The following is a 13363-nucleotide window of genomic DNA, read 5'->3' on the forward strand; positions in this document are numbered from 1 at the left end:
CTGAAAGATAACGCCTCTGCACTGGGTGCCAACACCAACAGCTACGTAACCGGTTCTTACGATGTGTCGGTTACTGACGCAGGCACCATGGCAGAGCTCTCGGCCATTGAGACGGCTACCAGCGGAACAGTGACCTACGGTCTGGGTATTAAGGACAACTCTTCTGCACTGGGTGCCAACACCAACAGCTATGTGACAGGCGCTTATGATGTGTCGGTCACTGATATGGCAACGGTTGCCGCATTGTCAGCCATTGATGTTGCAACGACCGGTACCATTACCTACACCCTGGGTCTGAAAGATCAGGCTTCAGCGCTAGCCGCAAACACCAACAGCTTCGTAACCGGTGCTTACGATGTATCGGTAACGGATGCGGGTACGGTTGCAGAACTCTCCGCCATTGAATCCGATACAACTGGTACGGTCACGTATGGGGCCGGTCTGAAAGACCAAGCTTCGGCTCTGGCCGCCAATACCAACAGCTACGTAACCGGTGCTTACGATGTATCGGTTACGGATGCCGGTACGGTTGCGGAACTCTCAGCGATTGATGCGGTTACAACCGGTACGGTCACCTACGGTCTGGGCGTGAAAGATAACGCTTCAGCGCTGGCGGCCAATACCAACAGCTACATCACAGGCTCCTATGATGTATCGGTCACGGATGCCGGTACGGTTGCTGAACTCTCCGCCATTGAAACGGCCACCAGCGGAACGGTGACCTATGGTCTGGGTCTGAAAGATCAGGCTTCAGCCCTTGCGGCCAACACCAACAGCTACGTAACCGGTTCTTACGATGTGTCGGTTACTGACGCAGGCACCATGGCAGAGCTCTCCGCCATTGAGACAGCTACCAGCGGGACGGTAACCTACGGTCTGGGCCTGAAGGATAACGCCTCAGCACTGGGTGCCAACACCAACAGCTATGTGACCGGTGCTTACGATGTGTCGGTCACCGATATGGCAACGGTTGCCGCATTGTCATCCATCGACACCGCAACGACCGGTACCATTACCTACACCTTGGGTCTGAAAGATCAGGCCTCAGCCTTGGCCGCCAACACCAACAGCTATGTGACCGGAGCTTACGATGTATCGGTCACAGATGCGGGTACGGTTGCTGAACTCTCCGCCATTGATGCGGTAACAACCGGTACGGTGACCTACGGCCTGGGTGTGAAGGATCAGGCCTCAGCATTGGCCGCGAACACCAACAGCTACGTAACCGGAGCTTACGATGTATCGGTCACGGATGCCGGTACGGTTGCAGAACTCTCGGCCATTGAATCCGATACAACCGGTACGGTCACGTATGGGGCAGGTCTAAAAGACCAAGCTTCAGCGCTGGCGGCCAATACCAACAGCTACATCACAGGCTCCTATGATGTATCGGTCACGGATGCCGGTACGGTGGCAGAACTCTCCGCCATTGAGACGGCCACCAGCGGTACGGTGACCTACGGTCTGGGCGTGAAAGATCAGGCTTCTGCACTGGCGGCCAATACCAACAGCTACATCACAGGTTCTTATGATGTATCGGTCACGGATGCGGGTACGGTTGCAGAGCTCTCCGCCATTGAGACGGCCACCAGCGGTACGGTGACCTACGGTCTGGGTCTGAAAGATCAGGCTTCAGCATTGGCGGCCAACACCAACAGCTATGTGACCGGTTCTTACGATATCTCGGTTACAGATACAGCGACGGTTGCAGAGCTCTCGGCCATTGATGTTGCAACGACAGGTACCATCACCTACGGTGCAGGCCTCAAAGACTCCATCTCTGCACTGGTAGCCAACACCAACAGCTATGTGACAGGTAGCTACGATGTCACGGTAACGGATGTTGCTTCCATCGCTCAGTTGGGTGCTGTTGATGATGATACCTCTGGAACATTGGACTACAGCACGGCTGGTATTAAAGATACGGTTGCTAATATCGGTATCGATTCCGGTGGCTATGTGGCTGGTGCCACAGGTGGTACCTCCATCACCGTGAACGATACAATTTCCAACTTGGTCACGGACAACGGTTCAGTGGTGACGGGCACACGCAATGTGACGGTTACTGACTCTGCAACCATTGCTCAGTTAACTCAGATTGATGCCTTTACCGCCGGATCCTTGAAGTACGCAACGGTTGGTGATGCGGCAGCTTCCCTGGTGACCAATACCAACGGTTATGTCAGCGGCTCTGTTGATGTCACAGTGACTGACGCAGCCAGCATGTCTCAGTTGTCAGCGGTGGATCAGCTCTCTTCCGGTACACTGAGCTACACCAAGATTACGGATGCAGCCGCAAACTTGGTGGCCAACACCAACAGCTATGTGACCGGTAGTGTGGATGTGACGGTCAGTGATGTTGCTTCCATGAGTCAGTTGACAGATATTGATGCGGATACCACAGGGTCGCTTGTATACACCCAGATCAGTGATACCGCAGCAACGCTGACAACGAACTCTGGCAACTATGTAAACGGTTCGGTCATTGTTACGGTCACGGATGCAGCAAGTATCGCTCAATTGACGTCTATTGATGGAGATACGACGGGATCCATGATCTATACCGCCGCTGGTGTGAAAGATAGCGCGGCTAACTTGGAGACCAATACCAACAGCTACGTGACGGGTTCTTACGATGTGTCGGTAACCGATACAGCAACCATGGCCCAGCTCTCTGCCATTGATCTTGATACGTCGGGGACCATCACCTACGGTGCGGGTGTGAAAGACAATGTGTCTGCTCTGACAGCCAATACCAACAGCTATGTGACCGGTTCTTACGATGTGTCGGTAACCGATACAGCAACGGTTGCTGAGCTCTCTGCCATCGATATCCTCACGAGCGGTACCATCACTTACGGTACAGGTCTGAAGGATAATGTGTCGGCACTGACGGCCAACACCAACAGCTATGTGACCGGCACTTACGATGTCTCGGTAACCGATGTGGTTACCATGGCAGAGTTGTCCGCCATTGATGCCGATACCAGCGGTACCATTACTTACGGTGTGGGTGTTAAGGATACGGCTTCTGCTCTGGCCGCTAACACCAACAGCTATGTGACGGGCTCCTACGATGTATCGGTGACCGATGCAGCAACAGTTGCTGAGTTAACAGCGATTGATGCTGATACCAGTGGTACCATTACGGTGACCTCGGTTGAAGATTCAGGTAGCGCCATTGCAGGTAGCTTCACTTACCTGGATGGTTTGGGTGTGACCTCTGTCGATGCTTCAGATAACGTACTGTCGCTGACGGTAGCACAGGCTACGGATGACACCGTGGTTGTGGCTTCTACAGATGTGATCACCATTGCAGATACCTCCAGTAACATTGAGGCTGCAACCTTCTCTACCTTGCACTCAAAAGGTGATACGTCGACCACATACATTGATGCCAGCGATGGCGCTTTGAGTGTGACCAAAGACCAAGCGATCTCGGGTGTCACCTTTACCAATGCTGATACGGTGACCTTGACGGATACCAACACCAACATTGAGTTGATCTCCAGCTCTGCTGGTACAACGCTGCAAAGCTTGCTGACCAATACCGATGGTAGCGCCAGCATGTATGTAGATAACATCAGCTCATCTTCAGCCTTGTCGCTCTACGATGCTGACGTAACCGGTAAGACTGTAGACTTTACAGGTACTGGGGATGTCACCATTAACATGGATGACGACAGCACCAGCATCGACTTTGACTCCTTCACTTCAAGTGGTGGTGGTAGTCTGATCCTGGGTGTTAACAACAGTACCGGTACCCTGACATCCAGTGTCGATCTGTCCGACTTCGATAAGGTGGCTGCAGCAAGTACCTTGAGTATTGGTTCCAGCCAGGTAACGGCTCAGACACTGGATATGAGCGGTGCTGGTAATGTGACCATTACTTTGGCAACGGCAGGTGGCTCTGAGAACTTCAGCAACCTCAGCTCTGATGGTAGTGGTACTCTCTCACTGACCATTGGTCAGGCTGGCGACTACTCCTCTGTCACAGGTTGGGAAGTCTTTAAAACATCGGATGGCACAGGGGTTTCAACCGACTATGCCATTACCGTAAGTGCTTCTTCGCTAAGCGGTCAGACGGTAGCCTTTGCTGGAACAGGAGCTGTCACGGTAACCGGTGCCAGCAGCAGTAACTACACCTTTGATAACGTGACCCATGGTGGATCGGGTAACCTTATCCTTGAGGTTGTCTCCACCACCGCTTCTTACACCGTCACCGGTGGTGCCAACTTTGATCAGGTCCAGATTGGTTCTGGCGGCAGCATCTACACCGGTATTGACAGTGCAAGTGGTCAGGTGGTCATTAACGGTACAAGTGATGGTGTGACCTCACTGAGTGGTAGCGCTTATGATGACTTTATCGTCAACTACTACACCACTGGTTCGGTCCAGATTAATGCCGGTGATGGTGATGATAAGATCTACGGCGGAAGTGGGGCAGATGTCTTCTACCATGACGGTTCCAACGATGGTCTGGATACGCTGATCAACTTTGGTTCTGGTGACTATCTGAGTGTCGGCAGCGGTAATGCTGGCCAGTGGACACTGGATTCTACCGGTCAGACACTGATTAAGGATGGTAATAGCTCTCTGGGCTTCACCTTCGATAGTGGTAGTACGCTGAAAGATGCAAGCTACACCTTGAACTTCAGTGGAACGGATACTGTCGATTCCAGTGGTTCGGTTATGACCTTCGATCTGGATAGTGATGCGGATAACAGTGTGACCGGTACCGACTATGCTGATCTGCTGGTGAACTTCGGTACCGGTAGTACAGATGGCTACACCATGAGTGGTGGTAGCGGTGCTGACCGCTTGATCGACTACAACGACAATGCCTCTACCTCGCTGACAGGTGGTGGATCTGGTGACTACTTCGTCTTCGATGATGCGGCTGTGACCTTTGGTAATGTCGACATCATTAAAGACTGGGCTGTGACCGACAAGTTTGTTTGGGATAACGCCAACCTGGTTGCTGGTGGTGACACCGCGGTTGATAGTGGCGATGGTGATGTCGGCTTGATGGAAGATGGTGAATCTTCCTCAACTGAGATCTACATTCTGTCCACAACCACAGCCGCTGCGGCATCGACCTCTGAAGATGATATGAAGAGTGCAGCCATTACCGCCATCAACGCAGCCGGTGACGGTACCTTTGATGCGGCGAACTCCAGCGACATGCTTCTGTTCGCTGTCTACGACACCACCACCACCGACACCCATGTTTGGTTGGCTGATGTGGATGCCGCAGGCGGTGCAAGCAGCACCCAGCTGGATAACGTTGACTTGACCCTGGTGGCGACATTGGAAGATGCCAATATCACCAACTCGGGCTGGATGAACTTCGCCTAATCCACTCACGCTCCAATCAAAAGGCCAACCCTCACGGGTTGGCCTTTTTTTTTGCCGTTTCATTAAAGTGATTGCATTTGCTTAGGTCACCATGGGGTTAAGCCGTTTTAGGGGGCAAAAGGTTGATCTGTAGAGATGTTATATTGGCGCGATAAGGGGGGAAATCTGGTCCAGATTCCATTTTATGGACTGCTTTGTCGGGTGTGGTATCAAAGGTGTGTGTTTGATTAAGTGGGTTGAATAGGGTTTGTCCTCTATTGTGCAAATAGATGAAATGAAGAGTAAAGATGCTGTGGTGTCTGTTGGATAGATTGGCTAGGGGCGGGTATCCCTCTTAGATTAGAGTAGGGTGGTCCGTAGGTGCTTGATCGTTACGGGGAACGGTTTTTTATGTTGATGGGTTGTCAGGGGGTCGATCGGGTTTGTTATTAGAGCGTTGGACGTGTTTAGGTGCCAATGGGTTGAAGAGCGTTGTGCGGTGTGATGAATGCTGTGGTGGCCGTTGAATGAAGGTTAAATAGGGTCGGGGTGGGTGTTCCCCCTTAGGTTTGAGGTTATGTTGCCCCATGCATTTAAAGGCTATTGAGATTACAATGATTTGATTTGTTTGAAGCGTTGAATAACATGATGCAAAGCGCGTAAGGGAAACTCTTTGGCGTTGCTGGGAACTTATAAGAGTATTGGGTTCTTGTAGATCCCATAAGGGCAGGTAAGCCCCGGATGCTCATACCGTGTGTTTGGACCTGATGGGTCAGGAATGAAGGTGCAGTTATGCAGGAGTTGCTACGTCGTCTGTTACGTCGACCTGTGGTGTTTATGAATCTTTTGTTCGCCTCGTTTATGGTGAACTTCTTGGCTTTGGGTGTCACCTTCTATGCTATGAATGTGATGAAGCGGTATACCACCTTTGGTGTGGAGGAGACCCTCTATACCTTGATGGCGGGTATCGCCATGGTGTTGATCCTGGAAAATGTCTTTCAACGATTACAGATGCGTTTGGCCCGCTCCGTTAGCGCTGCGCCGGATGCTTTTGTGGCCGATTCGGCTTTTGATGCTGTGGTTAATGCGCAAGCTCAACAGCTGGATGGATTGGACGATGGGGTTAAAATGCAGGTGATGCGGCACCTGGATGATGTGCAAAAAGCATTTGGTACCCGCATGCTTGTCACAGTATTTGATCTACCTTTCTCTTTTCTCTTTATTGGTGTGCTCTATATTCTGGAACCACGTGCAGGTATTTGGGTGAGCTGTTTGGCGGTGTTTGTCTTTATCTATGGTTTGATTCATCAGTACCGTATACGTAAACCGACAGAAGCGGTGTCACGTATTAAAAGTTTTGGTAACCGGTTAATGGGTAGTGCCGTTGGGGGCTTGGAAGATGTCCGGGCGTTTAACCACCACAATAAATTGATGGATAAGTGGCGGGTTCACCGGGTACTGCGCCAGCAAGCGATGGCAGAGCATGAAAAGTTTCAAGAAGCAGAAATGCGCCTGACAACCGGTTTAACCATGCTTGCAATGGTGGGGGTCATCACCATTGCCGCTCATGGGATTTTTGAAGGCACCATGTCCATGGGGATGATGTTGGGTATTAACATTCTTGCCATGCGTTCACTGACACCTGTAATTAAGTTTGCAACCTCCAGTGGGGAGATTGCTAAAGGGCGTCAAGCGACACTGGAGCTTAACCAGTTACTAAAACTGGCAAGAGAGCCCAAAACAGGCACACGGCTTAATAACTTTACGGGCCGTGTCGCCTTTAAAGATATGGCTTTTGCATACCCAGGCGGGCAGGGACCTTTGTTTGAGTCGTTGAACCTGGAACTGGTTGCGGGTGACTCTTTAGTCGTCACGGGCAGTAATGGTGCTGGTAAGTCAACATTGGCCAAGCTGTTGATGGGGATTTACCATCCCATTCGTGGTCATTTGTTAATTGATGGGGTAGATCTGCGGCAGATGGATCTAAGCTGGTGGCGGACCAACGTTATGTATCTGCCTCAAGAACCCCTATTTATGAATGCATCCATTGCAGATAACCTCTGTGTTAATAATCCTGAGATTGATGAAGAGGGGTTGGAGCGCATCATCAATATGGTTGAGCTTAGAGAGTTCATTGATCATTCTGAGGCAGGATTACAGACCCAGATTGTTAACCAGGGTAACCAGCTCTCCTTGGGGATTCGTCGTCGTTTGGCCATTGCACGTGCCCTGGCCAGCCGGGCGAGGGTGACGATCTTTGATGAACCGACAGAAGGTCTGGACCAAAAAGGGCAGAAGGCGGTTTATCAAATTCTCTCCAGGCTCTCCCAGGAGGGCAGTACCATGATCCTCTTTACCAATGACCCCAATATTACTCGTGTGCCCAATGTCCTTCTTAACCTGGATGTCAAACCGATCCCCGAGTTAACGCGCCGGCAAATGCCTAAACCTGCCAAACCGGCAGAGCCATCCAAAGCAGGTGGTGCGACAGATAAAATATCGGCCACACCATCCATTGTTGCCGGTACGAAACAGACAGCGGCTTCAGGACAAGAGCCCCTGCTCAGTGCGGAGGGGAATGCCGGTGTGGGCGGTGATGATAAGAAGGGGGGTGAATAATGGCTATTCCCAATGATAACCCCTTTTCAGAAGATGAGTTAGATCCAAAAAATGCACCAGGAGCGGCTCTTGGTGTGACGGCTTGGCTCTATATTCCTCTGTTTTTCAGCTTTGTTGTTGGAACGGTTGTCTGGTCCTTTTTAGGCACGTTGGATGTGGTGACCTTTACCACAGGTGAGGTGGTGCCAAGCTCTAGGGTTAAGCATGTTCAGCACCTGGAAGGGGGCATTCTTCGTAAGATCCATGTCAAAGAGGGGGAAAATGTTAAAAAAGGCCAGGCCTTGATTGATTTGGAGTCCATTGCGGATGTGTCAGATCTGCAAGAGGTTAATGCTAGGATTGTGGGCTTGACGTTGGATATTGTTCGCTATGAAGCGGAAGCTCGATTGGCTGACCGGCCTAAGTTTCCGCCAGAGCTTATCAAGGCCCATCCAAAACTGGTTAAACAGTCAGAGGCACTGTTTAGAGCCCGAACGTCCCGGTTAAAAGGGGAGCAGTCAGAGCTAGAGAATAACTACAAAGAAAATGAGTCTCTACTGACTGAAATTCGAGCCCGTCTGCGTAATAACCGGCAACGTATGAAGTTGCTGAGTGAACAGGTTAAAATTAGTGAAACCTTGTTGAAGGATGAGCTAACCAGCCGTTTGGACCATTTGGCCTTGCTCAAAGAGGACCGTACGTTACAGTCCACCATTGATGAAGATGTTGCTGGTATTAATGGTCAAAAATCCAAGCTTAGACAGATTGCCGGACGTAATAAAACCTTGGCCAATATCTTTGTGGAAAATGCCAAAACCGAAGCGGACCAGGCACGTCAAAGTCTCTCTGAGTTAAAACACCGTATGCGTAAGCTTGATGACCGTGCTGCACGGACGGTCTTGCGTGCCCCTGCTAACGGTATTGTAAAAGCGATTTTGAATAATACCGTGGGCGGCGTCGTTCGTGCGGGTGAAACGGTGATGGATATTGTGCCCATGGATGATCGACTGATCGTTGAGGGGCACCTATCGCCCGGAGACATTGGTCATGTTCAGGTGGGTCAGCAGGGGTATATTACCTTGGCCAGCCGGGAGGGGATCCGCTATGGACGTTTGGATGCGGAGGTAGTGCATATTAGTGCCGATACCTTTACTGATAAAAGCACCCAAGAGACCTACTATAAAGTCCGGCTAGAAACAGCAGGCAGTGTCTTTGAAAATGGTCAATATCGCTATGAACTCTACCCTGGTGTAGAGGTGATGACGGCGATCCGCACCAGTAAACGCCGGGTTGTCGACTATTTCCTCGAGCCGCTTATGTTGGCTCAGGGTCGTGCCTTACGTGAACGATGACCCTCTCTGTTCTTCTTCACTGTTAAGGTGGCTGTGGCGCTATGGCACGTAAGAAAAAACAAAAAAAAGCGGCTTCCAAGCATCAACCTGTGACGCAAAATCCGGTACCCTCTGCGGCGCAGCCGCCGGTGCTTGATCAAGAGCAACGGCGCCAGCAGGCTCTTGAGCTACACCGGTCTGGTGCTTGGCAACCCGCAGAGCAAGCATATGCTGAGCTGTTGAAAGAAGCGCCTGAGGATGCAGAGCTTAACCATTTTATGGGGCTTCTTCATTATCAGCAGCAACACTATAAACAGGCGCTGCCTTATCTCAATAAAGTGGTTGCGCTGCGTCCTGAGCAAGCTTTTCATCACTATCACTTGGGTCTGTCCTATATGGGGTTAGGCGCTTTTGATCAGGCCAAACAGACTTTTCATAACGTTCTAAGGTGTAACCCTAATCATGGGGATGCCCTGCTCAATCTGGGGGTTATCCACCATAAAGCGGGTGAGCTCAAACAGGCTGAGCAGGCTTGGTTAGAATCGATCCGTGTCACCCCCCGGGCAGAAGGGGGCTACCTGAACCTTGCCTCATTCTACCAAGAACAAAAGCAATGGGAGCATGCCCAGCAGGTTCTGCGTAACGGGTTGAACCATCTGCCTAACGCTATCGCACTTGTGCATAAATTGGCGCAGGTCCATACCGCACTAGGGCAGCATGCAGAAGCGCTACCGCTCTATCACAAAGTTGCTCAGGCCAAACCAGAGGATATAGATACCCAAAGAGCGTTAGGCTTAACCCTCAATAGAGTGGGTGCCCATGCGCAATGCCTGAACCTGCTTGAGCAGGTGGCCAAAATAGATGGCGGGCAGTTGGAGACATTGTCGGGCATGGGGGCCAGCCTAAAAGCCCTTGGTCAGTTGGATGAGGCGTGTCAAATATGGCGTGAGATCCTTAATCGAACACCGCACCATAATGATGCGCTCTTTCACCTTAGTCTGACTCTGTTTACCCAAGGTAAACTGGCTGAAGCAGAGCCGTTGTTCGCTCGGATGGCGGCTTTAAATCCGCACTCGCCGGATGCCTTTGCCAACTGGGGGCACTGTCTGTCAGAGCTTGAGCGCTTTGAGGAGGCTGAGCAAGCGTGTCGTCATGCGCTACGCTTGGATCCTGCTGCGATAGAGGCGGGTATTATCTTAGGTGGACGGGTGTTACGCCGTCTTTATCGCTTAGAAGAGGCGGTAGAGGTCTGCCGAACCCATGTGGCGCATCATCCTGGTAACCCTCGGGTGGCCAATAATCTGGCTATGATGTTGTTGAATGTGGGGGAAGTAGAGGGTGCCAAACAGGTGCTGGAAGAGATTTTGGCCCACCACCCCGACTATAACGACTCTATGATGAACCTGAGTGTCATTCAGTTGGTACAAGGGCAGTTGCGAGAAGGTTTTCATAACTACCAGTCCCGTTATCATACCAAGCTGTTTCGCAAAGGGGTCAAAGCGCTTAACCTTAACCGTAGCACGTTATGGGAAGGGCAGGAGCTAAACGGAAAGTCTCTGGTGGTTTTGCCGGAGCAGGGGTTGGGTGACCAACTGCAGATGATACGCTATCTACCCGAGTTGAAAAAACGAGGGGTGCAGCGTCTGGAGCTCTCCTGTTCGCAGCCATTGGCCAAACTGTTTCAGCAGGTGCCAGGCATTGACAACATTTATACAGATTCTGCCCATGTCGATTTGAGCCAGTTCGATTATTACTGCATGGATATGAATCTACCCCATGGGTTTGCCACAGAGTTGCAGAGTATACCCGCTAGCATACCCTACCTACATGCACAGGAAGCAGACCGTGCTGTTTGGAAAAAACGCCTAGATGCCGCGTGTACACACCCCTTGAGAATTGGCTTGGTCTGGGCTGGTAACCCCAACCACGAACGGGATCGTGCCCGCTCCATCCCACTACAAACGTTGGCGCCTTTGCTGGCTTTAGAGGGGGTGACCTGGGTCTCATTGCAACTGAATAACTCGCCGCATGATCGACAGAACCCCTTGTGGGATCGTATGGTTCATTTGGAACCTCATGTGACCGACTTTGCTCAGACGGCTGGGCTGATGGCCAATTTGGATCTGATGATCTCTGTGGATACCTCGGTGGTGCATCTGGCTGGTGCTATGGGGTGTCCGGTCTGGACATTGATTGCCTATAGCCCCGATTGGCGCTGGTTGTTGGACCGGGACGACTCTCCCTGGTATCCCAGTATGCGTTTATTCCGGCAATCTACCCGGGGGGACTGGCCGGAGGTTATGGATCGCGTTTCTCATGCGGTAACCCAGCAGTTTGATCGGGTTCATGCACAGGCTGAAACCTCTGCACCGATGCATACACAGAGTTTAGAGGTCGCCTCACCTAAGCCGGACCAGCAGATGTTTTTCTGCTTTGGGCCGCCCAAGAGTGGCACAACCCTGCTGCAATATCTGCTGGATCAACACCCTCAGATCTCATGTCCGGCTGAACATGCTTTTGCTCAGCTTAAAAAAATGGTGGAAGAGGGGTGTTTGGAGTATGCACACCATCATGTGCTTATGCATAGCCGTATTGGGGGGTTAGGCAAGGGGGGCGTCTCCCCGTTGTTAGCCAAGCGCAGCTTCCGTTTTATGGTGGAATCCCTCATTCGTGATAGCGGCGAAGGGCTACCCATTATCGGGGCCAATGATAATCAAGTGTTGGATGATCTACAGGGGTATTATCAGGACTTTGACCAACCAAAAATGGTCGCTATCTTCCGTGATCCCATTGATGTTGCCATCTCATCCTGGAACCATAACCATCATTTGGCCAAAGTAGAGAATAATGAGGAGCTGCATTTAAGCTTTATGAAACCCTTTGGTGGTTTAGAGGGGTGGGCTGCCAATGCGGTTGCGGTCTTTAATCAGGCTGTGGATCAGGTGATTGATTTTTACCAACGCTATGGTGATATTCACGTCGTACGCTACGATCGACTGGTTAAACATAAACGACAAACCTGCCAACAACTGTTTGATTATCTGGGGGCAGAGTATGACGATGGGCTGTTGGATCATATTGAGCAGGTGACCAGTCTGGAGGCTATGAGAAACCAGGCACAACATTCAGATTTCTTTAGATCTGGTTCGATGACACAAGGTGCTGGTCTCTTGGACGATAAGGTGCGTGCCCAGTTACTGCAGCGTGCCCAGCCAGCTTGGGATAAACTGGCCCAAAAGGGTTGGTAGGGCTTTTGGAACATCCATCTGTTGGACAAACCGTGAAGGCTGATCTTTGGAGAGCGTTGTGAACCGTACCATTCTCTATGTCGCAACTGGAGAGATGTATCGTCAGGAAGCGATCAATAGTGCACGTTCTTTGCGGCCTTTTTTAAACCATGCAAAGTTGGTGCTGTGTACCGATAAACCTGTGCCAGGTGATCTCTTTGATCAGGTCATGCTGTTTGAAAAACCGGCCTTTGGTTTTGTGGATAAAATAACGGCCATGATGCAAGTTGCGGGAGACGAGGTACTGTTTTTAGATAGTGATACCTATGTGGCAGCCCCCGTTGATAGCTTGTTTCAGCTATTAAAACGGGTAGATATGGCGGCTGCCCACGCTCCAGGTAGGCTCTCTCATCTTTTTGATATTAATGACCGTAACAACCGCTTTGCTGTTCTGCTGCCTGATGTTCCGAGCTCATTTCCTGAATTTAATACCGGTGTCATTCTTTACCGTAATAATGCCGCCATGAAACAGCTGTTTCAAAACTGGCTGAACATCTATCAAGAACAGATGGTGGCTTTTGGTGGCAAATATGGGGGGCTACATGATCAACCGGGCTTTCGCCAAGCGGTATGGCATAGCTCCATTCACTACCATGTGCTAACCCCAGAGGATAATTTTCGCTACATTTTTCCTGCGGTGGCGCATGGTCATGTGCGCATTTTCCATGGGCGTGATCGGGACATGCAACTACAGTACAAGCGGGTTGATCGGGTTGAAGATCTGGCCCAGGTTATGAATAGCTCCAGCAGTACCCGAGCCTATATCCCCCGCCAAGGGCGTATTCTGTCCTGAATGTTTACAGCGTCACA

5 protein-coding genes are annotated in these 13363 nt (G+C 51.0%); all 5 read left to right on the plus strand.

Translation table 11 applies throughout. From position 1 onward, the window contains the following. Nucleotides 1-5358 (plus strand): beta strand repeat-containing protein (locus tag V5T57_RS11550; RefSeq protein ID WP_332891372.1); only part of this gene is annotated, 5358 nt, incomplete at its 5' end. Nucleotides 5359-6129: 771 nt separating this feature from the next. Beyond that, a complete protein-coding gene (locus V5T57_RS11555; protein WP_332891373.1) occupies nt 6130-7956 on the plus strand; it encodes an ATP-binding cassette domain-containing protein in 1827 nt (608 codons plus the stop codon). After that, nucleotides 7956-9287 carry an HlyD family type I secretion periplasmic adaptor subunit gene (locus V5T57_RS11560; protein WP_332891374.1) on the plus strand — a complete coding sequence of 444 codons (1332 nt, stop codon included), beginning with the start codon at nt 7956-7958 and terminating at the stop codon, nt 9285-9287. Before V5T57_RS11555 ends, V5T57_RS11560 begins: the two co-directional genes overlap by 1 nt. Before the next feature lie 41 nt (nt 9288-9328). Next, on the plus strand, nt 9329-12514 hold the full coding sequence (locus V5T57_RS11565; RefSeq protein ID WP_332891375.1) for a tetratricopeptide repeat protein: 3186 nt from the start codon (nt 9329-9331) through the stop codon (nt 12512-12514). A 58-nt stretch (nt 12515-12572) separates the two neighbouring features. Further along, entirely contained in the window at nt 12573-13346 is a 774-nt protein-coding gene (locus V5T57_RS11570) for a glycosyltransferase family protein (protein ID WP_332891376.1), read from the plus strand. The last annotated feature ends 17 nt before the right edge of the window (nt 13347-13363 follow it).

This window comes from Magnetococcus sp. PR-3 (assembly GCF_036689865.1).
Classification (GTDB): Bacteria; Pseudomonadota; Magnetococcia; order Magnetococcales; family Magnetococcaceae; genus Magnetococcus.

What these genes read in the sequence shown, in the direction of transcription:
- V5T57_RS11555 (WP_332891373.1), top strand. Translation starts at nt 6,130, where the DNA reads ATGCAGGAGTTGCTACGTCGTCTGTTACGTCGACCTGTGGTGTTTATG.
- V5T57_RS11560 (WP_332891374.1), top strand. Translation starts at nt 7,956, where the DNA reads ATGGCTATTCCCAATGATAACCCCTTTTCAGAAGATGAGTTAGATCCA.
- V5T57_RS11565 (WP_332891375.1), top strand. Translation starts at nt 9,329, where the DNA reads ATGGCACGTAAGAAAAAACAAAAAAAAGCGGCTTCCAAGCATCAACCT.